This is a genomic window from Longimicrobium sp., from assembly GCA_036389135.1.
GTDB lineage: Bacteria > Gemmatimonadota > Gemmatimonadetes > Longimicrobiales > Longimicrobiaceae > Longimicrobium.
This window is the reverse complement of record DASVQP010000032.1, coordinates 47,057-69,808: the sequence shown is the minus strand read 5'-3', so window position 1 is coordinate 69,808 and position 22,752 is coordinate 47,057. Positions and strand designations below refer to the sequence as shown.

Genomic DNA, 22,752 nt, shown 5'->3' with positions numbered 1-22,752 from the left:
CGCGCGTTCCTGCGGCTCGAAAGGAACCGCATCGCCACCGGAATGAGCTGGGTCGAAGCAAAGGTGAGTATCACGCGCAACGCCGTGCGTACCTATCTCGCCCAGCCCAGCTTCACTTTGGGGGCAACTGCGTAAGTCCTATAACTTATGGGATACTTGCGCGGAGGCTCGGCTTTAAGGGAGCGGGCGTGCTGGCGCATCCGCTTGGTCACCTGATGCATTACTGTCGTCAGCACCAATTGCCACCGTTAACCGTGCTGGTGGTGAACCAAACGACGGGCTTGCCAGGTGAAGGGTTAACCGACGCCGACCTGAACGCTGACCGAGAGGGTGTATTCAACTTCGATTGGTACGCGCTGGTCCCGCCGATGCCGGAGGAACTTGCGGTCGTTTACAAGCAGGGGTCGACTCACGACGCGCAACGCAAATCCGACGCGCGATAACGGTCAACTGGCATAGGTGAACCTGAATCCGTATTGGCAATTCTCGTCCTGACCTTCGACTTCGCACACGTAAGAACGCTCATGCGCGCCACACTTCCCCTCCTCCTGACCACCCTGCTCGCCGGCCCCGCGTCGGCACAGGCGAGGCCCTCGTCGTTCCCGGTCCAGAACGTCGCCGTCCGATCGATCCCGCAAACGATGCCGCACCAAGGGAGGCCCGTGGCGGCGAAGCGCTGGACGGACCGGCTCGGCGAGAACACGCTGATCCTTACCCAGACGGGCAAGCTTTCGGGCAGAGCGTGCCCGCCAGACCAGGCACTGTGCTCGGACGCGGAGGTGTACGCCTACCACTACGTCAGGCGAGGAGCCGCCGTATCGCTGCTCTGGCGCACCGTCGACTTCGAGCGCGGTTGCGAGTTCGACCTGTACGCGGGGTTCCTCCCGGAGAGCATCGCGGTCACCGACCTGGACGCGGACGGGGTGGCGGAGAGCTCGTTCATGTACCTGCTCGCGTGCCGCAGCGACGTGAGTCCCGCCACGCTCAAGCTCATCATGCACGAGGGCGCGCAAAAGTTCGCCGCCCGCGGCTCCAGCCGCCCGCGCGGTGCCGGATTCGGCGGTGAGATGCAGCTCGACGCGGCTTACGCGTCCGCACCCCGGACGTTCGGCGAGTTCGTGCGCGCGCAGTGGAGACGGTTCCGGAGCCACGACACTTTCCAACAGTTCTAAAGGTCGGGAGCGCTCACGCGCCTCCGAGCGCCATCAATCCCCAAACGCTGCTGGCATGAACGCCCCAACGCCTGAGAACGCTGACGAACCACTCTTTGGGCGATCCCTGCCGCGGCGCCACGGGTGGGTCGCCGCCGTGCTCTCGCTGATCGGTCCGGGGCTGGGGCACGTGTACGCCGGGCGCGGAAGGCGCGGGCTCGCTCTGGTGCTCGGCGGTTTGATGGCGGCGGTGGCGGCCGTCTTCCTTTCCATGTTCGTGCGCGTTCCCTCGCTTCGCGTTCTCCTCATCCTGGTTCCGTTCGCCGTTATACTGGGCTTGGGGGCGGATGCGTACCGCGCGGCCGCATCAGCCAGGAATCCGTTCTGGGGAAAGTGGTACAACCGCTGGTACGTCTACGTGGGGATCTGGCTCGCCGGTGTCGTCCTCCAGCCGCTGGTCCACGGCGCGATCGTTGGTCACGTGGCACAGGCGTTCTCCATTCCGAGCACCGCGATGGAGCCGACCCTCCTGCCCGGCGACTACATGCTCACGGTGCCGATACGAACCGGGTCGATCGGCCGCGGAATCCCCGTGGTTTTTCAGACCCCCGACGGGGCCTACATCCAGCGCGTCGCGGCGGTCCCCGGCGACACCGTGGAGATGCGGCGCAAGGTGCTGTTCATCGACGGCCGGCCGCGACGCGAGCCGTACGTCCAGCACATCGATCCCGCGACGGAGCCGAGTGACGAGCGGATGGATTGGCAGGAGGAGTTCCTGGCGTATCCTCATCCGGCATACCAACCGACGCGCGACAACTGGGGACCCCTCGTCGTGCCGGACCAGCAGTACCTCCTCCTGGGCGACAACCGCGACAACTCCCTGGACGGCCGCTACATCGGCTTCGTGCCTGGCGATGGAATCCGGCAGCGGCCGGTTTGGATCTACTTCTCGCGAGACGCGGTGGAAGGCGAGTACAGGTGGAGCCGGCTCGGGCGTGGCATCGAATGAGCGTCCCGATCCGCCGACGAGCGCAAACTCGATCGCTGCAGCCTGATTCACTCAGCAGAGGCGGAAACATGCGCGCAACTGGACTCGTACTGCTGTCCCTGACGGCCGCGGCGTGCGCCCCGGCGCGTCCGGCGAGCCGCGATGCGGCGGAAGTGACGACGGAAACCCGGATTGAGGTTGGAACGGTCATCACCGAGATCGACGCGAACGTCCTCGCGTAGGACCGTGCGCGCGCACGGCGGGCCGCGGTGCTCCGCGCGACCTCCGATACGGTGCGGTTGCGGGTGGGTGACGTCCTACCGCTCGAGACCCTTCCCCTGGTGGTGATCGACTCGGCGGGCGAGCCGCTCGGACCGCTTGCGACATACGACGTGCAGATCGGGGGCGGAGGGTCCGTAACGATGACGGACGCCGGGATTCGCGGTGTCCGCGCCGGCCTGGGACACGTGACATTCACCGTCTCCCGGCTGTTCCGTGACGGACACGAGGGACCGCCCCCCGGCGCGATGCTCCACTTCGTCGTGCGGGATTGACGAGGATCACTGGACCTCCTCCATCCCCGTGCCTACCTTTCGACGGCGGGCGCTCGCGTCCGCATGCTGAACCCTGAACTGGTAGTTCCATGAAGCAGTGCCCTTTCTGCGCCGAACAGATCCAGCGCGCCGCCGTGGTGTGCAGGCACTGCGGGCGCACCGTACAGGCGCCTCTTTCGCTCGCGACGGCCCGCGCGGTCGAGCTGGGGGCGGGCTTCGGCGCGTTCTGCTTCGTGGGCGCGCTGCTGTACGCGGGAATGGGCGGGGCGCTCGACGGGAAGATGGCGAGTGCCTTCGCCGCCCCCGCCGCGGCTTCGCGCGCGCCTGCTGCCGCACCCAAACCGCCTCCGCCCCCGCCGCCGCTGGTCGTCAGTGTGCTCAACGAGGACGCGCTCAACCTGCCGCCGGGCGAGCACTTCGACACCGCGTTCGCCGTATCCGACCCGCGCCCGTGCACCTTTCGCGCGCGGGTGCAGGGGTTGGAGGGGGGGCAGCGCGACGTGGAGGTGTACCTGCTGGACGAGGACGGCAGCTCCAACTGGCACAACGGGATCAAGCCCGCGGCGCTGTACGAGAGCGGGCGCACCTCCGCCAGCACCATCGAAGTCCCGCTCCGCCAGAAGGGCCGCTTCCGCCTCCTGCTGTCCAACCGCTACTCCCTGATGACCGCCAAGACGGTGCGGGTGGAGAACGCGCGCGTCGTCTGCGAGTAGCCCGCCCCGGGTCCGCATGAGCATCGAGAACGTGTCGGACACGGCCCGCTGGGTGGCCGTGTACCGCGCGATGGAGACGGAGCGGCCGGACGCGCACTTCCGCGACCCGTGGGCGCGGCGCCTGGCGGGGGTGAAGGGCGAGGAGATCGTGCGCGAGCTTCCGGGCGCCGCCGCGTTGGCGTGGGCGATGATCGTGCGCACGGCCGCGCTGGACGAGATGATCCGCGATACCGTCCGCGAGCACGAGATCGACCTCGTCCTGAACCTGGCCGCGGGGCTGGACACGCGCGCCTGGCGGCTGGAGCTTCCCGCCGGGCTGCGCTGGGTGGACGTGGACCTGCAGGGAATCCTGTCGCACAAGATGGAGGTGATGCGGAGCGAGACGCCGCGGTGCCGCTACGAAACCGCGCCCTGCGACCTGACCGTGGAGGCGGAGCGCTCGGCCCTCTTCTCACGGCTGGGGCGGGATTCGCGGAGCGCGCTCGTGGTCACGGAGGGGCTCCTCATCTACCTGGGCGAAGAGGAAGTGGGTGCGCTCGCCTCGGCGCTGGCCGCGGAAAGTGCCTTCCAGTGGTGGCTTACCGACCTCGCGTCGCCAATGATGCTGGAGCTGGCGACGAAGCGCTGGGGGAAGCAGCTCGGCCGGGGAAACGCGCCCTTTCGCTTCGCCCCGGCGGTTGGCCCCGCCTTCTTCGAGCCCTTTGGCTGGCGCGAGGAGCTCTGGCGCAGCACGGTGGACGAGGCGCGCCGCCTGCGCCGCGAGATGCGGGGGACGTGGTTCCGCCGCATCGTATTCCGCTTCCTCCCCAGGGAGAAAAGGGAGGAGATCCGCCGCTTCCAGCGCTTCCTCCTGCTGCGCCGCACCGGCTCCCCTGGCGGGCCCGGCGCCGCGACCTACCCTGTCGATCCAAGATGACGCACTCGGACGGCTATCCCTTCGCCGATCTGGAGCTGGCGCGAAGGCTGGAGCGCACCGAGGGGCGCGCCAACGCGGCGTTCGTGGATGCGCGCGCGCGGCTCGACCCCGCCAGCGGCGCCACGTGGATGGAGGCGGCGGGCGCGTACGCGATGTTCGACGGCGTGGAGTCGCCGCTCACGCAGACCTTTGGGCTCGGCCTCTTCGCGGAGGCCGGTGACGAGGATCTCGCGCGCATCGAGGCGTTCTTTGAGGGCCGCGGCGCCCCGGTGTTCCACGAGGTCAGCCCCCTGGCCGACTCCGCGCTCGTCGCCCGTCTGTCGGCGCGCGGCTACCACCCCATCGAGCTCACGAGCGTCCTCTTCCGCCCCACCGCGGGTGAGCTGAGCGGCCCACGCACACCCGGGCTCACGGTGCGGCGCACCAGCCGGGAAGAGGCGGATCGGTGGGCCGGGGTCGCGGCGGAGGGGTGGGCGAGCGAGGCCCCGGAGCTGGGCGACTTCATGCTCGCGCTGGGCCGCATCAGCGCCAACGCCGAGGGCTACCACGGCTTCCTGGCCGAGCTGGACGGCGAGCCGGTGGCGGCGGGCGGGCTCAGCCTGGGCGAAGGGGTCGCGCTGCTGGCGGGCGCGAGCACCATCCCCGCGGCGCGCAGGCAGGGTGCGCAGCTCGCCCTCCTGCAGGCCCGCCTCCGCTTCGCCGCCGAGCAGGGCTACCCGCTGGCGATGATGGGCGCCCTGCCTGGAAGCGCCTCGCAGCGCAACGCCGAGCGGCAGGGCTTCCGCATCGCGTACACGCGCATCAAGTGGCAGTTGCGGAGGGCGTAGGGGGCCCTCACCCCCGCTCGTTCCTCGCTGCCCCCGCCTGCGGGGGCGCAGGGCGGGTGAGGGGGAGAACTGCGCCCCTGCCACGGCATCCGTGGTAGGGGCGCGATTTATCGCGCCCTCCCCCGCCCCGCCTCGACCTCCGCACCCCACACCGACTCCGTAGGGGCCGCCCCGCTTGGCTGCCCATGCCTGCATCCGCGCCGCACCGCGCCGCCGGCGCGAATGCACGCAAACTGCCCCTCCCCCAGCAGTTTGGGGGAGGGGCAGCGAGGTGACGAGCGGGGAGAGGGCCCTTAGAACGGGAGGCCGAGCTTCACGTATGCCTTCCAGCCGTCTTCGCCGCGGGCGGCGATGATGGTGCCCGTGTAGGCGCGGTCCAGCATCGAGAAGTACAGGCCGCCGCCGTACGTGGGGTGCCAGCCGCCCTCGGAGCGGCCGTCGAAGTACACGCGGCCCGCGTCGGCCAGGACGATGGCGCCCAGGTTGCCGCGCGTCACCGCCAGGTTGGCCGTGCCCAGCGAGGCGCGCAGCTCCGCGTTCCCCCACACCGCGGCGTCGCCTGCGAAGCGCTTGCGGGAGAAGCCGCGCAGCGACTCGCCGCCGCCCAGGAAGGCCGCTTCCTGCACCGGGAACTCGCCCCACACCCGCTCGCCGCCGGCACGCATCGCCAGCGTGGTGCCGCGGATCACCGGCAGGTACGCCGCGCCCTCGCCGCGCGCCCGCCCAAAGCCGCCCACGTCACCACCCATCCCGCGGTGCCCCTCGGCCGTCACCCGCGCCCAGCCGCCGCGCGTGGGGAAGGCCGCCGCGTCGCGCCCGTCCCACTCCATGGTGGAGCGCAGGCCGGCGGTGGTGTAGGCGTCCGTGCCCAGCGGCGCCACGATGAAGAAGGGGGTGTCCTCGTCCGCGCTGGCGCTGCGGTAGCGCACCGCCGGGCCCACACCCAGCCGCAGCCCCGAGCCCAGCTCCTTCCCGACCTCCGACTCCAGCGTCACCACCGTCTGGTCCACCAGGTAGCGGTCGCGCGGGCCGTCGTTGGCGGTCTCGTTGCCGAAGCCGTGGAAGCGGAAGGGGTCGATCTGCGAGGCGCGGGCGTGCACCAGGAGCGAGGTGCCGTCCATGCCGCGGCCGATGTGCTGCACGTCGAGCGCGAAGCCGGTCTGCATCGGCGCGAACTCGGCGCGGATCCGCTGGCGCTGCGCGAAGCCCTCGCGGCGGAAGCCGCGGGTCGTCCAGGTCATGGCGCCGCCCACGATGGGGCCGGCGTCCGCCGTGTAGCCGAGGTGCGGGCCGAAGGAGCGGGTGGTGCCGCGGTCCTGCTCCGCCTCCGGGTTGTCGAAGGAGCGGGCGCGGACCGGCCTGGTGTACGCCCGCGTGTCCACCCGGGCGCCGGTCCCCGCCGCGATGGCGTTGGTGCCCTCGCTGTCGTGGAAGACGGTGCGGCGCCCCGCGGCGGCCGGCGACTCGTCGCGCAGCGTGTCGTCGCCCGCGCCGCCGATGACGCGCACCAGCGGGGTGATGGGGGCCGCGCCGGTCACGATGGCCGCGTCGTCGCCGCCGGCCAGGTGGATGCGGATCTCGCGCGTCTCGCCGTGGGCGAAGCGGCGGCTGAAGGTGGGCTCGCCACCGGTGCGCGGGGCCACCTTCACCAGCACGGCGCCGTCCGCCATGCGCTCCACCGTGACGCGCTCCGAGGCGTCGGTGGCGTGCACGTCGACCACTTCGGCGAGCTGGCGGTAGAAGGCGTCCGCCACGGTCGGCAGCTGGTCGCGGCGGGCGCGGAGGGTGTACGCCAGCGTGGCGCCGGCCCGCGAGTAGTGCTCGCCCGGAAGGCGGCGCACCGCCTCGTCGATGGCGGCGTCGGTCAGGCGCGCCTGGAGCGAGCGGACCGTCGCGTCCCACGTCTCCTTGGAGAGCCCGGAGAGGAGCTGACGGTCGAGGTGCTGCGCGTTGTCCGTGAGGCCGCGCAGCCCCGCCATCGTGCTGTCAAAGGTCACCAGCTTGGGCATCATGCCGCGGCCAAACGTGGCCACCAGGCCGCCGTGGCGCGAGAAGGCGTTGTCACGGTCGCGGGCGATGGGGGTCCACAGCTGCGTGCCGCCGCGGTCGAAGCGGGCCCAGCGCCACTGGCCGTCGTGCCGGTCCCAGTCCCCCATCACCACGTCCAGCAGGCGGGCGTTGAGGTAGGCCTCGGCGTCCGCGCGGTGGGCGGGGCCGGTGGCGAGCGCCGACAGCATCTCCTCCGTCGCTTCCACCGCCGCGGCGCCCCCGAAGGTGTCGCCCGGCCGCTCCTCGATGGTCCCCAGCCGCCCCGCGAACTCCGCGCGGAAGGCACCCAGCGACGCGTCGTCCGGCAGCACCACCAGCCGCGGCGGCGCGTGCCGCACCCCGGCGGCCGTCTGCAGGGCGGAGGCGACGAGCACCGCGCCCGGAAGCGCCACGCTCACCTGGTCCTGCACCACGCGATCCACCATCGTGTTCTTGAGGTGGGGGTGGAGCCCCTGCGTCACGTCCTTGTCCACCGGGCGGAAGACGTACTCCAGCCCGTCCGCGCCGCGGAAGCGGAGCGAGCGGGTGCTGAAGTCGCCGCCGGTGCGGGTGGGGGTCAGGCCGCCGGCGTAGCTCGCGACGTCCAGCACCTCGACCGAGGCCGGCGTCGCCCACAGCGTGCGGTACCCCGTCCCCAGCACCATCCGCTGCACACGGCCGGCGCGGTAGGCGGCGCCGGGCACGGCCTCGGCGGTGAGGGCGGCGCGGGGCGCGGGGGCGCTGGTGCCGCCGTTCTCCGCCATGGCGATGCTCTGTGCGGCGAGGCCGGCGGGAGCGATGGCGGCCAGAAGGCCGAGGCGAGCCGAGCGGGCGAACGAGGTGGGAGACATGGTTCGCGTCCTTATGTCGAGGGTCGGGAATGGGGGGTGCGGGGTGCACCGGCCGTTCGTGCCCCAAGATTGTTCGGAAGCGCCCGCGCCACACGGGTAGTTTGACCGGGGTCGAACGACCCGGGTCAGGCGACCCCGGTCATTTGACCGATTCAGGTGGGGGGCCGTGCGGCGTACTCTTCCGTCACCTCGCGGGCAGGGTGCCCGATGAGCGCTGAACCCGCAAAACGGAAGCGACCCCCATGCGAAACTCTTCCTGGACCACCCTGGCCTCCGCGGCGCTCCTCCTTTCCGCCGCCGCGTGCACCTCGGACGGCGACGCCCGCGAGAACGCCCCGGCCGCCCGCGCCACCGCCAACGTGGTGACGATCACCGCATCCGACTTCGCCTTCCAGGCGCCGGCCAGCATCCCCGCCGGCCTCACCACCATCAACCTGGTCAACCGCGGGCCCGAGCTTCACCACGTGCAGCTCGTCAAGATCGCCGAGGGGCACACGGTGCAGGAGCTGATGGAGGGGATGAAGCACGCCGGGGGTCCGCCGCCGCGGTGGGCGACGTTCGTGGGCGGGCCCAACACGCCGGTGCCCGGCAAGCAGGCGCAGGCGACGGTGGACCTCGCCCCGGGCAGCTACGCGCTCGTCTGCTTCATCCCCTCGAACGACGGGGTGCTGCACGTGATGAAGGGAATGGTGAAGCCGCTGACGGTGACGCCCTCCTCGAACCAGGCGCGCGCCGCGGCGCCGGACGCGCGGATCACGCTGCGCGACTACTCGTACGAGATCAGGCCGGAGATCGCCGCCGGGCGGCGCACCATCCGCGTGGAGAACGCCGCCGCGCAGCCGCACGAGCTGATCCTGGTGCAGCTGGCCCCGGGGAAGAACGCGGGCGACATGCTGGCGTGGCTGGAGAAGATGCAGGGGCCTCCTCCGGGCGAGCCGATCGGCGGCACCACCTTCCTCAGCCGGGGCGTCTCCAACGACGTGACCGCCGACTTCACGGCGGGCGAGTACGCGCTCCTCTGCATGGTGCCCGACGCGGGCGACGGCAAGCCGCACGTGGCGCACGGAATGGTGCGCCAGATCACGGTCCGCTGAGCGACATCAATCACGTGGGCGGCCGCGAAGGGCCGCCCCGGCATACACATACAAAGTCCGGGAGACGGTACGATGCACGAGCACGGCGCTGAGCGGAACGAGGTGAGCTTCGTGGTGAGGGCGACTCTGGCGATCTTCGCCGCGGCGGGTTTCTGCGTCTACCTGGCGGTAATGGCGGTGATGGCCCTCCCGATGCTCCTGGTGGTGATCCTCCGCGCCGCGGCCCGCGCGAGCCAGCCCGCGACGGTCGCGCCGATCGCTCCGACGCCCACGCCGGTGCTGCAGCTGCACCCCGCCGTCGGCCGGCAGCGCGAGCACGCCGAGGCTGCGTAAGGAACAGCATCACACGGAGGGCGGGAGGGAGCAGCGAATTTCCCGTACCCGGCTGACGACTCGGCGAGTCGGGTACGGCTCACTCGTCCGCCGCCGCCCACCCCGGCACCTGCCGGTCGTAGCGAGCGCGAGCCTCGTCGATCTCCGGCAGGTGGTACTGCGACCACTCCACCAGCTGCTGGACGATCTCGCGGAGCGTGGTCGCGAGCGGCGTCAGCGAGTACTCCACGCGCGGCGGCACCTCCGGGTACATCGCCCGTGAGACCAGCCCGTCCCGCTCCAGGCTGCGGAGCGTCACGGTCAGCATTCGCTGGCTGATCCCCTCGACCCGCTTCCTGAGCTCGCTGAAGCGCAGCGTTCCCGCCGCGGACAGCTCGTAGATCACGTACACCGACCACTTGTCCCCCACGCGGGCGAGGACCTCGTGGGCGCGGCAGCCCATCGGCTCGTGGCCGGTCGGCGGCGCCGGCGCGGATGCTCCGTGCCGGGGGGCCGGGGCGGCGTTCGTCGTCATGGTCATGGTTCCCTCGAGGTTACCGACGCACATGCACGTGCGTACTTCCACACGTGCCCGATCCACCTGTATATTTCAAAGGTTACTTATCGGAACCTAAAGCCTAATCTGTACCAACGTACCGGGAGGAATATGACACCGAACGTGCGCGAACTGAAGACATACATCCCTTTCGAGTTCGATCCGCGACCCGTCACCGAACCCGGCTGCGCCCGCGAATGGCGCGGTGCCGCGGTCCTGAGGGACTGAGACGATGGTCATGGAACGCGTGAAGCGGTTCGAGCTCGGCGTCTACACGTTCGGCAACACGCCCCGCACCGAGGGCGGCGGCTACGGTCCCACGGCGCAGGCGATCCGCGACGCCCTGGAGGCGGTGCAGCTCGCCGAGGAAGCCGGGCTGGACTACTTCGGCTTCGGCGAGCACCACACCCGCTCGATGCCGGTCTCCTCGCCCACGTCGCTCGTGACGGCGGCCGCGGCGTCCACGAAGCGGATCAGGCTTGGGACGACGGTGACGGTGCTCTCCAGCGACGATCCGATCCGCGTCTTCCAGCAGCTCGCCACGGCCGCGGCGATCGCGCCCGGCCGCATCGACGCCGTCGCCGGGCGCGGGTCGTCCGCGATCACCTTCGAGATCTTCGATCAGGACGAGCGCGACTACGACATGCTCTTCGGCTCGAAGCTGAATCTGCTGCTGGAGCTGAACCGCCATGAGCGCGTCCGCTGGAGCGGCCCGCACCGGCGCCGCCCGCTGGAGGATCTGCTCGTCGTTCCCCGCCCGGAAGAGTCGCTGCGCATCTGGCTGGGCACCGGCGGCAGCCCCGCGTCGGTGATGCGGGCGGTGGAGCTCGGCCTGCCGATGTTCCTCGGCATCCTGGGCGGCACGCCGGAGCACTGGGCGCAGTACGGCCGCGCGTACCGCGATGCCTGGGCAGAGGCCGGCCACCCCGCCGACGCAGCCGAGGTCGCGGTCGCCGTGCACGGGTTCGTGGGCGAGAACGACCGCGAGGCGAAGCGGACCTACCTGGAGCACGAGCTTCGGATGTTCGAGACCGGGATGGCGGAGATCGGCCGGCGGGGGCGGGCGCCCGCGGGCCGGGAGCGCGATCTGGAGCGCTCGGGGATGGTCTTCGCCGGCGGACCGAACGAGGTGGCGGAGCGCATCCTCCACGTGCACGAGATCCTCGGCCACTCCCGGCAGATCCTGCAGATGGACGTCGGCGGGATGCCGCACGCCGCCTTCCTCAGGAGCATCGAGCTGCTCGGTACCCGCGTGCTTCCCCAGCTCCGCAAGGCGCTCGACGGGTGGTGAACGCCGCCGCACTCCACGAGATCAACCCCGCATCACGACCAAACGGACCATGTCCATGCACACCGAACCCCGGAGCCGCGCGCTCCACGTCACCCTGTGGGTAGTCCAGCTGCTCCTGGCCGCCTTCTTCGTGATGGCCGGCATCAACCACGGCCTGAATCCGATCGCCGAGGCCGCGCAGTCGTCGCCGTGGATCACCGACGTCCCCGTGTGGATGGCGCGCTTCATCGGCTTCGCCGAGCTTGCCGGCGCCGCCGGCCTCATCCTGCCGGCGGCGACCCGGATCAAGCCGTGGCTTACGCCGCTGGCGGCGGCCGGACTGGCGGTGGTCATGCTGCTCGCCGCCGCCTTTCACGTCACGCGCGGCGAGGCCAGCGTGCTCGCCTTCAACCTCATCCCAGCGCTCCTCGCCGCGTTCGTGGCGTGGGGGCGCTCGGGCCCGGCGCGCATCGTGCCGCGGGCCTGACCAACACACAGAACCGGAAAGAGAGACCGAACATGCGGATCGGAATCAGCGGGGCGAGCGGTCAGCTCGGCGCGGCCACCGTGGCGGAGCTCGTTCGCCGGGGCGGACACGACGTCGTGGGTATCTCCCGCTCTCCGGAGCGGGTCACCGCCCCCGTGGAGGGACGGATGGGCGACTACGATCGGCCGGAGACGCTCGCCGCCGCGTACGCGGGGCTGGACCGGGTGCTGATCATTCCCACCGGGGAGATGGGCCCCGGACGCCGGGCGGGGCAGTCGCTCGCGGCCATCGACGCGGCCGTGGCGGCGGGAGTCGGGCACATCGTGCTGATGTCGTCGGCGGGCACGCGCGCGGCGGAGGAGCCGGACATCTACGCATCGTACTGGGCCGCCGAGCAGCACCTGATGCGCGCCGCGCCGCGCTGGACGATCCTCCGCATGAACTACTACGCCGAGGCGTTCCTGCAGGAGGCGCAGATGTCCCTCCAGGGCGGCGTGCTGACTGGCCTCGGCGAGAACCGGGTGGCGTTCGTCTGGCGCGAGGATGTGGCCGCGGCGGCGGCCGGCATCCTGGCCGGCGAGGGGCATGAGGGCGCGATCTACAACGCGACGGGGCCGGAGACCCTGAGCGGCGTCGAGCGGGCCGCGCTGGTGGCCGAGGCGTCCGGGCAGCCGTTCTCGTTCGCCGCGCTGCCGCAGGCAGTGCTGCGCCAGGGGATGGAGGGGGCGGGGCTGCCCGCGCCGGTCGTCGGCGTGGTCCTCTCCATCCAGGAGAAGTTCGTCCAGAGCGGCTTCGACATCGTCACCGGCGACGTGGAGCGCCTCGCTGGGCGGAAGCCGCGTGCACTGCGGGATCTGCTTCGAGGCGCGTTTAGTGGAAACCGGCGTGCATTCTGACCGGCTTGTCTCACGCAGAGGCGCAGAGACGCAGGGAGAGAACAACAGAGAAAGGCATCACACAGAGGCCACAGAAGGAACTGAAAGCCACGGAGAAAACCTTGATGCGGTTTTCTCTGTGGCTCTGTGGCTCTGTGTGAGCCATGCAGTTGCTGTTCTCTCCTGCGTCTCCGCGCCTCTGCGTGAGGCCTGTTGTCGCGGAACTACCGGGGCGGATCGGTGCAGACGAGCATCCAGGGGCGGTCGGAGACGCGGGTGAGGACGACGGTGGCGCTGCGGGCGCCGGCGAGCTTGAGCTTGCGCTGGATCTCGTCCACGTCCACCGCCGAGCCGCGCTTGCGGATGTCCACCACGCCGATGCCCGCCTCGCGCAGCACGTGGCGGAGCTGCTTCAGGTTCCAGGGCAGCGACGCCTCCACCCGCAGCGTGCGCCCGAACGGGGTGCGCACGTCGCGGTCCGATGAAAGGAAGGCGATCTGCTCGTCGATCTTCCAGCAGCCCAGGGAGCGCGCCAGCTCCTCCACCGTGCTGGAGCGCGTGACCGCCGGGTCGGGGTCGATCAGGTAGTCACCGGGCAAGCGCACCTCGACCGCGGGGCCGTCCTCCGGCACCAGCGTGTCGCCCGTGGGGAGGAGGGTGGCGCGGCGGGCCACCGTGGCCAGGGCGGGTGACCAGAGCACGGACTCCTTGAGCTCGCCGCCCTCGGACACGAACTCCACCTCCCAGCCGTCCGGCGCCAGCTCCAGTGGGAGGCCGGGGGCGGCCTTGATGCCGAGCGCGGTGCCGCGGGCGGCAAGGTCGAAGCACCACTCCAGCGACGGCTCGCCGCTCCCCGTCTGGAAGCGGCGGCCGCCGGCGCGGCGGGCGGGGTCCACGAAGGCGGCGGGGATGCCGTCGAGCGAGAGGTCGCGCACGTCGGCGCACACGCACTCCACCGCCGCGCCCACGCCGTTTGCCTCCGCGTTGATGCAGGCGAGGCGGCTGTGGACCGGGTCCAGGTCGGCGGCGAGCACCGAGCGCCCCTCCGCCAGCGCGATGAGGTCGCCGCCGATGCCGCTGCACAGGTCGGCCATGCGGTCGAAGCCGGCGTAGCGGCGCGCGTGGTTGCGGGCCATCCGCTCGGTGGACGCCTGCTCCAGCGCGGGCGCGGTGAAGTACATCCGGTCCGCGTGGGTGAACTTCGCGCGGGCGCGCGCGCGAAGCCTGGCCTGGCCCACCGCGACCGGGACGAGCTCCGGCGGATGCCTCTCGCGCAGCCGCGTGATCAGGCGGATCTCGTTGGCGGCGGTCAGCGGCTCCGCGGCGAGCTCCGCCATCAGCTCCTGCCCGCCCGGTGCCATCAGCGCATCGATCCACCAGGTCGGGTCGTCCATCGGGCATGCCTTCGGCTGGGGAGTGTGGGTGCCGAGGCAAGCTGCGGGGGGCGGGTGGGAGGCGCAATGGAGGGGCTTCTTCCTACCCGCAGGAACTGGCTTGAATCCCGCGTTACATGGCGCGCGGGAGATGCACTCGTCAACTCGGGATGGGCGCGCCAATACAGGAGGGAGCCATGCCGTTTGGATTGGGGTTTATGGAGATGATCCTGGTGATGGCGATGTTCAGCAGCGTGTTCCTGCTGTGGCCTTGGGCTCTGTACGAGTGCCTGGTCAAGGAGAGCAGCGAGGGAAACACCAAGATCGCGTGGGCGCTCGCCATCCTCCTGGCGCCGGTGCTGGGAGCTCTGCTCTACCTCGTCGTGCGGCGTCCGCAGCGGAGGTCCGAGCTCGGCCGTTGATCCCGCTATTGCAACGCGCTGCCGTGTGAATCTCCTGCGTCTCTGCGCCTCTGCGTGAGGCCAGCAGGAGACCGCGCGTAGCTCAACCCGGCCCCTCCCCGTCCGCCGCGGCCGCGCCGCCGCCAAGCCGGGCCAGCACCGCTTCCTGCTCGGCCGCGCGCTGCTCCAGGCGTGAGCGCTCCAGCACCAGGTCGGTGACTTCCACGCTCACGCTGAGCACGCCGTTCACCTGGCCGTCCACCGAGAAGAGGGGCTGGTAGCTGAAGTTGAAGAAACCCTCGTACATCGTTCCGTCGCCCACACGGTCGAAGGCAATGGGAACTTCGCTGCCCTGGAACGGCTCGCCGGAGGTGTACACGCCGTCCAGGATCTCGAACAGCCCCTGCCCCTCGAGCTCCGGGAGCACCGAGCGCACCGTCCTCCCCTCCAGGTCCCGGCCACCCAGCAGCTGCCGGGAGAACTGGTTCATGATCTCCACGCGGTGGTCGGGGCCGCGCATGACGCTGATGGCCACGGGCGCCAGGTCGATCACCTCGCGCACCGCTTCGCGCACCGTCTCCTGCTGGCGCGCGCGGGTCACGTCGGTGACGTCGCGCATCACCAGGAGTATGCCGTCGCCGGAGGGGACGGCCGTCACCTCATGCCAGGCGTAGCGCGGCGGATGGAAGACCTTGAAGTGCCGGGCCAGCCGCCCCGTGGCCACCGCGCGCAGGTCCCGCTCGGCCGGGGAGCCCACCAGGTAGGGAAAGATCTCCCACCACCCCTGCCCCACCAGGTCCACGCTCCGTTTTCCCAGCAGGAGCTCGGCGCGCCCGTTGGCGTACGCCACGCGGAACTCCGCGTCCAGCCCGACCACGCCGTCCGACACGTGCTCGAGCGCGTCTTCGATCTTCATCTCGGTCCCTTTGACTTCGTGGCCCACGCGGAGACGCGAAGTTGCCGCCGCAAGGCGTCCGGGGCAAGGGTGTCGCCGGTCCGGCCCCCGACTTGCCATCACCCCGCGTCCGGCAGCGGCGGGATGGAATCGATCAACGGAGTGACCAGTGGACATCAAGGTATTGCCGGGGACACGCTCCCCGTTGGGTGCTACGTGGGACGGCGAGGGGGTCAACTTCGCCCTCTTCTCCGAGAAGGCGACGGACGTGGAGCTCTGCCTCTTCGACCCCGCGGACCACACGGTGGAGACGGCGCGCGTGCGGCTGCGCGACACCACGGCGCACGTGTGGCACGGCTACATCCCGGGGCTGAAGCCGGGGCAGCCGTACGCCTTCCGCGTGGAGGGGTCGTACGAGCCGGCGCAGGGGCTGCGCTTCAACCCGCACAAGCTCGTGCTGGACCCCTACACGCGCGCCGTGGCCGGCAAGGTGGCCTGGGCGCCGGAGGTCTTCGGCTACCCGCTGGGCGACCCCGGCGAGGACATGGCGCGCGACGAGCGGGACAGCGCCGCGCAGATGCCGCGCGGCATCGTGGTGGACCCCGCGTTCGACTGGAAGGGCGACCGGCGGCCCCGCACCCCGTGGCACCGCACGGTCATCTACGAGGCGCACGTCAAAGGGCTCACCGCCCTTCATCCCGACGTGCCCCAGGAGCTGCGCGGCACCTACGCCGGCGTGGCGCACCCGGCCGTCGTAGAGCACCTCAAGTCCATCGGCGTCACGGCGCTGGAGCTGCTCCCCATCCACGACTTCGTGGACGACGGGTACCTGATCGACAAGGGGCTGACCAACTACTGGGGGTACAGCACCCTCAACTTCTTCTCGCCGGACGCGCGCTACTCCGGGAGCGGCGACCGCGGCGGGCAGGTGAACGAGTTCAAGGAGATGGTGCGGGCGCTGCACGCGGCCGGCATCGAGCTGATTCTGGACGTGGTGTACAACCACACCGCCGAGGGGAACCACCTGGGGCCGACGCTGTCGTTCAAGGGGATCGACAACCCCACGTACTACCGGCTGATGAAGGACGATCCCCGCTTCTACATGGACTACACGGGGACGGGCAACTCGCTGAACGCGCGCCACCCGCAGGTCATCAAGCTGATCAACGACTCGCTGCGCTACTGGGTGCAGGAGATGCACGTGGACGGCTTCCGCTTCGACCTGGCGTCCACCCTGGCGCGCGAGGAGCACGCCGTGGACCGGCTGTCGTCGTTCTTCGACGTGATCCACCAGGACCCGGTGCTCAGCGAGGTGAAGCTGATCGCGGAGCCGTGGGACATCGGCGAGGGCGGCTACCAGGTGGGGAACTTCCCCGTGCTGTGGACGGAGTGGAACGGCAAGTACCGCGACGACGTGCGCACCTTCTGGCGCAGCGAGCCGGGAACGATCAACGAGATGGCGTACCGCCTGACCGGCTCCAGCGACCTGTACGGCAACGACGGGCGCAAGGCGTACGCATCGATCAACTTCATCACCGCGCACGACGGCTTCACGCTGCACGACCTGGTGTCGTACAACGAGAAGCACAACGAGGCCAACGGCGAGGAGAACCGCGACGGCCACGACCACAACATCTCCTACAACTTCGGCGCCGAGGGCCCCACCGACGACCCGGCGATCCTTGCCGAGCGCGAGAAGCAGAAGCGCAACTTCCTGGCGACGCTCCTCCTGTCGCAGGGCGTGCCGATGATCTGCGGCGGCGACGAGATGGGGCGCACGCAGAACGGCAACAACAACGCGTACTGCCAGGACAACGAGATCTCGTGGCTGCACTGGGACCTGGACGAGCGCAACCAGGACCTGCTGGAGTTCACGCGCCGCGTGGCCACCCTGCGGCGCGAGCACCCGGTCTTCCGGCGCCGCCACTTCTTCCAGGGCCGCAAGATCCGCGGATCGGAGCTGGAGGACATCCGCTGGCTGCGCCCGGACGGCCAGGAGATGGAGGACGAGGAGTGGAACAGCGACATGCGCGCGTTCGGCATCCTGCTGGGCGGCGACGCGATGATGGAGTGGGACGAGCAGGGGGAGCGGGTGGTGGACGACACCTTTCTCCTTCTCTTCAACGGCGCCCCGGAGCCCGCCGCCTTCACGCTGCCGGGCACCCCCACCCCGGCGAACTGGGAGGTGATGGTAGACACCAGCCGCCCGGCCGCGGAGCAGGAGGGGCGCAAGCAGGCCCCCGAGTCGTCGCTGGAGATGCCCGGCCGGTCGATGATGGTGCTGCGGAGGCTGGAGGAGCGGTAGGGGGACGGGGCCCTCACCCCCGCTCGTTCCTCGCTGCCCCCTCTCCCGATAACGGGAGAGGGCTGCGCCCTCGCCGTTATCAGGAGAGGGGGCGTTGGTACCGGGCGGGTGGTTCGTGACTACGGGCGCCCAGCAAGCCAGGCGGACAGGGCATCGAGCGTATCGCTGAACGCGCCGAGGTATTGTTCGCCCGGGTAGCGGTTCGGGTCCGGGACCCGTAGCTCCGCGCTCCGGAAGACCCAGCTGTATCGCTCGAACAGATCGCGCGCCTGCGAGCTCAGGACGTATCCGTTCGTGGGGCCGTCTGCCTCGCCCCAGGCGGCTACCGAGAGGAGGAAAGCGTACACGGCAGCCCAGTGGTTCCAGGCGGGTACCCCTACGCCGGGGGAGTTCTCCCACGAGAGGAGGCGGATGAACCCGCGTGCGAACCCGGGGCGCGCCGCGTATTCGACGGGGTAAGAATCCCGCTCGTCCAGGAATCCGCCGAGCACGAGGTCACGGGCCGCCACACGCACGTTCTTGCCGGCGTACCCCACCGCGCGGGCGATCTCCTTCGGGGCGGCGGGCACTCCGTCCAGCGCGAGAAGGAAGGCGAGCACGTCAGGCTTGGCGCTCACTCCAAAACCGGCGCGCAGGCGCAGCAGGAGCGTTCCGGGACCGTTCAGCCCCAGCTCCGATGGACCTTTGCCGGCGCGTACCGTCACCTCCCCGGTTCCCTTCCCCTTCCAGCGCGGGTCGCCGCCCTCGTGGGCCCAGCTCCCAAACTGGTCCAGCCGGCCCGCGACGTGCGCGGGGAAGCCGGCCCGCAGCGTGTCCGTCCGTCGTGTGCTCATCAGCGTCGCTCCGCGCGGCGCCCACCAGGCCAGCACGTCCACCAGGCGGCGCTCCGCCTCCCAGAGACCCAAAGAGGCGAGTACGAGCGCCTCCGGGTCCAGCATGCTCGACGGCTGCTTCGCGCCGCCCCCAAGGAGCATGGGGTTGAGCACGCCCCACTGGGCCCACACCGCCTTGAGGGCGGTCTCCTGCGCCCGGCTAGCGAGTGCGTCCCTGGTGCTTTCGGACATGTTCGAGCGCCTCCGGAATCTGGGCGTGGAAGACATCACTGGCGTCCTGCGAGGCAACCCACGCCGCGGCGCGGTCGAGCTCGTCCGCGTCGGGGTCCAACCTTATCAGGTCCTGCATGTGGACGCTGCGGGGCCCACGGTCCATGGCCGCAAACAGCTTCAGCGCGATCATCGCCTCCCGGCCCGGGACTCCGATGTGCAGGCCCCCGAAGTGATGCCACTCCAGATCCTCGGCGAGCCCCGGAGGCATCCCGGCAAGCCATTGCTTCGCCACGACGGTGTTCATCCAATCGGCGTCTAACCCGAAGTCTCGCGCGACGCGCCGGATCCCCGCCTCCAGTACGTCCGACAGTGGCTCGGGCGTAAAGAGCACCGCGGCCCCACCCCCAACGGCGGGCACCCCTCGGGCGATCACGTCCACATCCGAGGTCCCGCGGGCGGTGAATCCGCGCAGATTCATCGCCACACCCCCAACAACGACCAGGTATTCTGGGTGCCCCTGCGCCTCCAGAAATGCGCCGAGGGCCTGGAGCGCCTTGGCCAGTGGTCCCAGAGTGTCGCCTTGGAATTCTTTTTCCACGTTCAGCGTTCCTGTGAGTTACGCTTATCGTTCCACACAATTACTATAAGAGTAAATCAAACGAAGGTCCAGAGGGCTCCACGTGGCGGGCGCTCCACCGTCATTCACCGGCGAAACGGATAGCGTGCAAGCGCTGGCGCGCGGAGTGCCGCCCCGCCAATTTGATGGCGCGACAGCTAAGAACACGGACCGCACGAGGAGCGATGAATCTGGAGATCGTAGGCGCCCTGATGGACTTCGGCTCGGGGCGCCGGGGTGTGGACATGGGGCCGAGCGCGATCCGGTACGCGGGGCTGCAGGAGCGGCTGGAGGTGCTGGGGCACCGAGTGACGGACCGGGGCAACATCGGCGTGCCGCCCAGCGAGACACTGCAGACCGGCGACCCCAAGCTCAAGTACCTGGAGCCCATCCTCTCCGTGTGCCAGCGCCTGGGGGACCAGGTGGCGGAAAGCACCCGCCAGGGAGCGGTGACTCTGGTGCTGGGCGGCGACCACTCGATCTCGATGGGGAGCGTGTCCGGGGCGGCGCGGGGGCGCAACCTGGGGCTGATCTGGCTGGACGCGCACGGCGACTTCAACACGCACGAGACCAGCCCCACCGGCAACATCCACGGGATGCCGCTGGCGGCGCTCTGCGGGATCGGGCACGAGCACCTGGTGACGGTGGGCGGCACCGCCGAGTCCACGCCCAAGATCCTCCCCAAGAACGTGGCCGTGGTGGGCGCGCGCGACCTGGACACCACCGAGCGCGACCTGATGCGCGACGCGGGGATCGCCGTGTACTCCATGGAGGCCGTCGACCGCTACGGGATCGGCGAGGTGATCCGCCGCGCCATCGACAGCGCGTCGCTGGGCACGGACGGCATCTACGTGAGCCTGGACCTGGACGTCATCGACCCGATGTACGCCCCCGGCGTGGGGACCCCGGTCCCCGGCGGCCTCACCTACCGCGAAGCCCACCTCGCCGCCGAGATGCTCGCCGAGACGGGCCGCATCGTGGGCCTGGACCTGGTGGAGGTAAACCCCATCCTCGACCGCAGCAACGCCACCGCGGACCTGGCGGTGGAGCTGGCGCTTTCGGCGCTCGGGAAGCGGGTGTGGGGGACGGTGTAAGGGTTACAACCGGTTGCATGAACACAATTCAGAACCGCTGCGGATGTGCCCGCGCAAGGATGAAAGTCGGTATGGCTAAGCTCGTGTTCGGAATGAATCAGTCCCTGGACGGCTACGTCGACCATATGGCGTTTGGCCCAAGCCCCACGCTCTTCCGCCACTTCATCGAGGAGGCTCTGGGGCAGGCGGGCAGTGTGTACGGGCGCCAGATGTATGAGATCATGCGTTACTGGGACGACGATCAGCCTGGATGGGATGCAGACGAACACGCCTTCGCGGCGGCTTGGCGGAACCAGCCGAAATGGGTCGTCTCGCGCACGTTGAGTTCGGTCGGCCCCAACGCCACGCTCGTTGGGGATGATCTTGAGGGCGCGATCCGCGAGCTGAAGGCGGAGCGCGATGGGGAGATCGAAGTTGCTGGCCCGCAGCTGGCGCAAAGCCTCACCGAGCTTGGCCTGATCGACGAGTATCGGATCTACCTGCACCCGGTCGTGCTTGGTCACGGGAAGCCATATTTCGCCGGACCGCGGCCGCCGCTCCGCCTCGTCGCTCATGATCGGATCGACGAGGATGTGATCAGGCTGACCTACGTTCCTGCTTGATCCAGCCACTCGCGGGATGGGGAAGCCAATGCGAGAGGACGATGCCGGTGATGGGCGCAGAAAGGGCGCGGCGAGGTGGTGGGTGCTTGCCGCGCTGCTGCTCTTTGTGACGTACTACGCGCGCCAGCACATCCTTGATGGGCGCGGGCTGGTCCGCGAGATGTTGACGGCGCCGGGGGTGCCATCCACGGGAGGGGCCATCTACGTGAGCCCGGTCGTGCTGGCGCACGTGCCGCTCGGCTCCTCGCAGCAGACCGCGGTCAGCACGCTGATGTGGGAAGGATTCTCCGTGGAGGTGTTCCCTGCCTCGCTCTACGAGTGGCTCGGCTACAACTGTGCGGACTGCGATCGCGGCATCTGGGGCCGGTACAACCAGAGCTACCTCACCGGAGGACAACGCCTCGCCGTGGGCATCGGACTGCGAGGCGGGAGGGTCGTCCACCTGGAGGCGTACCGCGCCAAGCGGATCATCGAAGTCCCCTGATCCCGCAGCACTCACGCACTTCCGTTCACGCGATCTTGCGCAGCGCGGCGGCGAGGGCGTCCGCTTCCTCAAAGGTGTTGTAGAAGACGAAGGAGGCGCGCACGGCTTCCTTGACGCCCAGGGCGCGGAGGAGGGGCTCGGCGGCGAGCTTGCCGGCGCGGACGGCGATCCCCTGCTTGTCCAGCTTCTTCTCCAGATCGCTGGGCTGCTGGCCCTCCACCACGAACGACACGATGGAGATGCGGTCGGCGGGGTTGCCCAGCACGCGCACGCCCTCGATCTCGCCGAGGCGGAGGGCGGCGTAGGCGGCGAGATCGCGCTCGTAGGCGGCGATCTTCTCCAGGCCGAGCTTCTGCCAGTACTCGATGGCCGGGTCCCAGGCGGCGACCTCGCTGAAGGCGGGCTCGCCGGCTTCGAACTTGTGTGGGGGCGGCATGGTGGTGTAGTCGTCGAAGCTCACCGACTTCACCATCAGCGACCCCCCGTCGCCCGGCGGCATCTTCCTGAGCATCGACATCTTCCCCCACATGAAGCCGACGCTGGAGGGGCCGCCCATCTTGTGCCCTGACGCCGCGTAGAAGTCGCACCCGATGTCGCGCACGTCCACCGGGATGTGCGGCACCGCCTGCGCGCCGTCCACCAGCACCGGGATGCCGCGCGCCCGGGCCAGCTTCGTGATCTGCTTTACCGGCTGCACGCCGCCCGTCACGTTGGACACGTGGCTCACCCCGAGCACCTTCACGCGGTCGGTGAGCATCGCCTCCAGCCGCTCCAGGTCCACGTCCCCCGCCGCGTCGATGGGCACGGCGCGGACGTGCGCGCCGGTCTCGCGCGCGGCCTGGATCCAAGGGATGATGTTGGAGTGGTGCTCGATCTCGGTCAGCAGGATCTCGTCGCCCCTGGAGAGCCCGTCCATCTCGAAGGAGCGCGCCACCAGGTTGAGGGCCTCCGTGGCGCCGCGGCAGAAGACGACCTCCTCCGGCCTCGCCGCGTTGATCAGCTCCGCCACGCGCTTGCGGGTGTCCTCGAAGGTCTTCGTCGCCTCCTTGCTGAGGGTGTGCCCCTCCTCCGCGCGAGCATACTCCTCCCCGTAGATCTTTGCGATCCGGTCGATCATCACCTGCGGCTTCTGGCTGCTGGCCGCGTTGTCCAGGTACACCAGCGGCTTCCCGTGCACTTTGCGCTGCAGCACGGGAAAGTCCTCGCGGATCTTCTCTACGTTGAGCGATGCCATCGTCGCCCTTGGCTGATGCGAATCTGCACGACCCCCCCAGCGGTCGAGTCGGGGCAAGCGCAGGCGCTATGAATCGCGCC

General features: G+C 70.0%; 26 protein-coding genes. 19 read left to right on the top strand and 7 right to left on the bottom strand.

Going from position 1 to position 22,752, the window contains the following annotated elements:
• The 9 genes from VF584_07980 to VF584_07940 all read left to right on the top strand — a co-directional run.
• Positions 1-135: IS701 family transposase (locus tag VF584_07980; protein ID HEX8210111.1), on the top strand; the 135-nt coding region annotated here is incomplete at its 5' end.
• A 53-nt stretch (positions 136-188) separates the two neighbouring features.
• The gene (locus tag VF584_07975; GenBank protein ID HEX8210110.1) at positions 189-443 is read left to right on the top strand and encodes a hypothetical protein; all 255 of its coding nucleotides are present in this window, start codon (positions 189-191) and stop codon (positions 441-443) included.
• An 81-nt stretch (positions 444-524) separates the two neighbouring features.
• Positions 525-1,172, top strand: coding sequence for a hypothetical protein (locus VF584_07970; protein ID HEX8210109.1), 648 nt, complete (start codon positions 525-527; stop codon positions 1,170-1,172).
• Positions 1,173-1,227: 55 nt separating this feature from the next.
• Positions 1,228-2,160 (top strand): signal peptidase I, encoded by a 933-nt coding sequence (gene lepB / locus VF584_07965; GenBank protein ID HEX8210108.1) that lies wholly within the window; start codon positions 1,228-1,230, stop codon positions 2,158-2,160.
• 68 nt (positions 2,161-2,228) lie between these two features.
• The gene (locus tag VF584_07960; protein ID HEX8210107.1) at positions 2,229-2,381 is read left to right on the top strand and encodes a hypothetical protein; all 153 of its coding nucleotides are present in this window, start codon (positions 2,229-2,231) and stop codon (positions 2,379-2,381) included.
• A gap of 27 nt (positions 2,382-2,408) precedes the next feature.
• A complete protein-coding gene (locus tag VF584_07955) occupies positions 2,409-2,693 on the top strand; it encodes a hypothetical protein (GenBank protein HEX8210106.1) in 285 nt (94 codons plus the stop codon).
• A gap of 89 nt (positions 2,694-2,782) precedes the next feature.
• Positions 2,783-3,406 (top strand): hypothetical protein, encoded by a 624-nt coding sequence (locus VF584_07950; protein HEX8210105.1) that lies wholly within the window; start codon positions 2,783-2,785, stop codon positions 3,404-3,406.
• A 16-nt stretch (positions 3,407-3,422) separates the two neighbouring features.
• Positions 3,423-4,322, top strand: coding sequence for a class I SAM-dependent methyltransferase (locus tag VF584_07945; GenBank protein HEX8210104.1), 900 nt, complete (start codon positions 3,423-3,425; stop codon positions 4,320-4,322).
• Positions 4,319-5,149 (top strand): GNAT family N-acetyltransferase, encoded by an 831-nt coding sequence (locus VF584_07940; protein ID HEX8210103.1) that lies wholly within the window; start codon positions 4,319-4,321, stop codon positions 5,147-5,149. The genes VF584_07945 and VF584_07940 overlap by 4 nt, the downstream gene beginning before the upstream one ends.
• Positions 5,150-5,442: 293 nt before the next feature.
• Here the strand turns inward: VF584_07940 and VF584_07935 are convergent, their stop codons facing one another.
• A complete protein-coding gene (locus VF584_07935; GenBank protein ID HEX8210102.1) occupies positions 5,443-8,028 on the bottom strand; it encodes a BamA/TamA family outer membrane protein in 2,586 nt (861 codons plus the stop codon).
• 242 nt (positions 8,029-8,270) lie between these two features.
• Here VF584_07935 and VF584_07930 point away from each other — a divergent pair, with 242 nt between their 5' ends.
• The gene (locus VF584_07930; GenBank protein HEX8210101.1) at positions 8,271-9,122 is read left to right on the top strand and encodes a hypothetical protein; all 852 of its coding nucleotides are present in this window, start codon (positions 8,271-8,273) and stop codon (positions 9,120-9,122) included.
• Between the two features lie 72 nt (positions 9,123-9,194).
• On the top strand, positions 9,195-9,455 hold the full coding sequence (locus VF584_07925; GenBank protein HEX8210100.1) for a hypothetical protein: 261 nt from the start codon (positions 9,195-9,197) through the stop codon (positions 9,453-9,455).
• A gap of 79 nt (positions 9,456-9,534) precedes the next feature.
• Here VF584_07925 and VF584_07920 read toward each other — a convergent pair whose 3' ends face one another.
• Positions 9,535-9,975, bottom strand: coding sequence for a helix-turn-helix domain-containing protein (locus VF584_07920; protein ID HEX8210099.1), 441 nt, complete (start codon positions 9,973-9,975; stop codon positions 9,535-9,537).
• A gap of 253 nt (positions 9,976-10,228) precedes the next feature.
• Between VF584_07920 and VF584_07915 the strand changes: the two genes are divergently transcribed.
• Genes VF584_07915 through VF584_07905 form a run of 3 tightly spaced genes read left to right on the top strand, consistent with a single transcriptional unit; the run spans position 10,229 to position 12,643 of the window.
• Positions 10,229-11,281 (top strand): LLM class flavin-dependent oxidoreductase, encoded by a 1,053-nt coding sequence (locus VF584_07915; GenBank protein HEX8210098.1) that lies wholly within the window; start codon positions 10,229-10,231, stop codon positions 11,279-11,281.
• A 55-nt stretch (positions 11,282-11,336) separates the two neighbouring features.
• Positions 11,337-11,747 (top strand): DoxX family protein, encoded by a 411-nt coding sequence (locus VF584_07910; GenBank protein ID HEX8210097.1) that lies wholly within the window; start codon positions 11,337-11,339, stop codon positions 11,745-11,747.
• A 32-nt stretch (positions 11,748-11,779) separates the two neighbouring features.
• Positions 11,780-12,643: an NAD(P)H-binding protein gene (locus VF584_07905; protein HEX8210096.1), complete on the top strand. Its 864-nt coding sequence runs from the start codon at positions 11,780-11,782 to the stop codon at positions 12,641-12,643.
• Positions 12,644-12,846: 203 nt separating this feature from the next.
• On the opposite strand, the gene VF584_07900 is transcribed toward VF584_07905, so the two are convergent.
• Positions 12,847-14,016 (bottom strand): hypothetical protein, encoded by a 1,170-nt coding sequence (locus VF584_07900; GenBank protein HEX8210095.1) that lies wholly within the window; start codon positions 14,014-14,016, stop codon positions 12,847-12,849.
• A 176-nt stretch (positions 14,017-14,192) separates the two neighbouring features.
• Here VF584_07900 and VF584_07895 point away from each other — a divergent pair, with 176 nt between their 5' ends.
• Positions 14,193-14,417 (top strand): PLD nuclease N-terminal domain-containing protein, encoded by a 225-nt coding sequence (locus VF584_07895; protein ID HEX8210094.1) that lies wholly within the window; start codon positions 14,193-14,195, stop codon positions 14,415-14,417.
• 82 nt (positions 14,418-14,499) lie between these two features.
• Here VF584_07895 and VF584_07890 read toward each other — a convergent pair whose 3' ends face one another.
• Positions 14,500-15,312: a PAS domain-containing protein gene (locus VF584_07890; GenBank protein HEX8210093.1), complete on the bottom strand. Its 813-nt coding sequence runs from the start codon at positions 15,310-15,312 to the stop codon at positions 14,500-14,502.
• A gap of 148 nt (positions 15,313-15,460) precedes the next feature.
• Between VF584_07890 and glgX the strand changes: the two genes are divergently transcribed.
• Entirely contained in the window at positions 15,461-17,596 is a 2,136-nt protein-coding gene (gene glgX / locus VF584_07885; protein ID HEX8210092.1) for a glycogen debranching protein GlgX, read from the top strand.
• A 119-nt stretch (positions 17,597-17,715) separates the two neighbouring features.
• On the opposite strand, the gene VF584_07880 is transcribed toward glgX, so the two are convergent.
• Positions 17,716-18,660 (bottom strand): hypothetical protein, encoded by a 945-nt coding sequence (locus VF584_07880; protein ID HEX8210091.1) that lies wholly within the window; start codon positions 18,658-18,660, stop codon positions 17,716-17,718.
• Entirely contained in the window at positions 18,629-19,240 is a 612-nt protein-coding gene (locus tag VF584_07875) for a hypothetical protein (protein ID HEX8210090.1), read from the bottom strand. The genes VF584_07880 and VF584_07875 overlap by 32 nt, the downstream gene beginning before the upstream one ends.
• A 203-nt stretch (positions 19,241-19,443) precedes the next feature.
• On the opposite strand from VF584_07875, the gene rocF reads away from it, so the two are divergent.
• The 3 genes from rocF (at position 19,444) to VF584_07860 (ending at position 21,438) form a co-directional block, all read left to right on the top strand.
• On the top strand, positions 19,444-20,352 hold the full coding sequence (gene rocF / locus VF584_07870; GenBank protein ID HEX8210089.1) for an arginase: 909 nt from the start codon (positions 19,444-19,446) through the stop codon (positions 20,350-20,352).
• Between the two features lie 71 nt (positions 20,353-20,423).
• A complete protein-coding gene (locus VF584_07865; protein ID HEX8210088.1) occupies positions 20,424-20,954 on the top strand; it encodes a dihydrofolate reductase family protein in 531 nt (176 codons plus the stop codon).
• Between the two features lie 28 nt (positions 20,955-20,982).
• A complete protein-coding gene (locus tag VF584_07860; protein ID HEX8210087.1) occupies positions 20,983-21,438 on the top strand; it encodes a hypothetical protein in 456 nt (151 codons plus the stop codon).
• Between the two features lie 25 nt (positions 21,439-21,463).
• On the opposite strand, the gene VF584_07855 is transcribed toward VF584_07860, so the two are convergent.
• Positions 21,464-22,672, bottom strand: coding sequence for a SufS family cysteine desulfurase (locus VF584_07855; protein HEX8210086.1), 1,209 nt, complete (start codon positions 22,670-22,672; stop codon positions 21,464-21,466).
• Between the last annotated feature and the right edge of the window lie 80 nt (positions 22,673-22,752).

Excerpts from the sequence above, each read along its gene's own strand:
- VF584_07905 (HEX8210096.1), top strand. The coding sequence starts at position 11,780 with ATGCGGATCGGAATCAGCGGGGCGAGCGGTCAGCTCGGCGCGGCCACC.
- VF584_07950 (HEX8210105.1), top strand. The coding sequence starts at position 2,783 with ATGAAGCAGTGCCCTTTCTGCGCCGAACAGATCCAGCGCGCCGCCGTG.
- VF584_07920 (HEX8210099.1), bottom strand. The coding sequence starts at position 9,975 with ATGACCATGACGACGAACGCCGCCCCGGCCCCCCGGCACGGAGCATCC.
- VF584_07880 (HEX8210091.1), bottom strand. The coding sequence starts at position 18,660 with ATGTCCGAAAGCACCAGGGACGCACTCGCTAGCCGGGCGCAGGAGACC.
- VF584_07925 (HEX8210100.1), top strand. The coding sequence starts at position 9,195 with ATGCACGAGCACGGCGCTGAGCGGAACGAGGTGAGCTTCGTGGTGAGG.
- VF584_07865 (HEX8210088.1), top strand. The coding sequence starts at position 20,424 with ATGGCTAAGCTCGTGTTCGGAATGAATCAGTCCCTGGACGGCTACGTC.
- VF584_07860 (HEX8210087.1), top strand. The coding sequence starts at position 20,983 with ATGCGAGAGGACGATGCCGGTGATGGGCGCAGAAAGGGCGCGGCGAGG.
- rocF (HEX8210089.1), top strand. The coding sequence starts at position 19,444 with ATGAATCTGGAGATCGTAGGCGCCCTGATGGACTTCGGCTCGGGGCGC.
- VF584_07945 (HEX8210104.1), top strand. The coding sequence starts at position 3,423 with ATGAGCATCGAGAACGTGTCGGACACGGCCCGCTGGGTGGCCGTGTAC.
- VF584_07935 (HEX8210102.1), bottom strand. The coding sequence starts at position 8,028 with ATGTCTCCCACCTCGTTCGCCCGCTCGGCTCGCCTCGGCCTTCTGGCC.
- VF584_07895 (HEX8210094.1), top strand. The coding sequence starts at position 14,193 with ATGCCGTTTGGATTGGGGTTTATGGAGATGATCCTGGTGATGGCGATG.
- VF584_07915 (HEX8210098.1), top strand. The coding sequence starts at position 10,229 with ATGGAACGCGTGAAGCGGTTCGAGCTCGGCGTCTACACGTTCGGCAAC.
- VF584_07900 (HEX8210095.1), bottom strand. The coding sequence starts at position 14,016 with ATGGACGACCCGACCTGGTGGATCGATGCGCTGATGGCACCGGGCGGG.
- VF584_07855 (HEX8210086.1), bottom strand. The coding sequence starts at position 22,672 with ATGGCATCGCTCAACGTAGAGAAGATCCGCGAGGACTTTCCCGTGCTG.
- VF584_07970 (HEX8210109.1), top strand. The coding sequence starts at position 525 with ATGCGCGCCACACTTCCCCTCCTCCTGACCACCCTGCTCGCCGGCCCC.
- VF584_07940 (HEX8210103.1), top strand. The coding sequence starts at position 4,319 with ATGACGCACTCGGACGGCTATCCCTTCGCCGATCTGGAGCTGGCGCGA.
- VF584_07890 (HEX8210093.1), bottom strand. The coding sequence starts at position 15,312 with ATGAAGATCGAAGACGCGCTCGAGCACGTGTCGGACGGCGTGGTCGGG.
- VF584_07930 (HEX8210101.1), top strand. The coding sequence starts at position 8,271 with ATGCGAAACTCTTCCTGGACCACCCTGGCCTCCGCGGCGCTCCTCCTT.
- VF584_07960 (HEX8210107.1), top strand. The coding sequence starts at position 2,229 with ATGCGCGCAACTGGACTCGTACTGCTGTCCCTGACGGCCGCGGCGTGC.
- VF584_07910 (HEX8210097.1), top strand. The coding sequence starts at position 11,337 with ATGCACACCGAACCCCGGAGCCGCGCGCTCCACGTCACCCTGTGGGTA.
- lepB (HEX8210108.1), top strand. The coding sequence starts at position 1,228 with ATGAACGCCCCAACGCCTGAGAACGCTGACGAACCACTCTTTGGGCGA.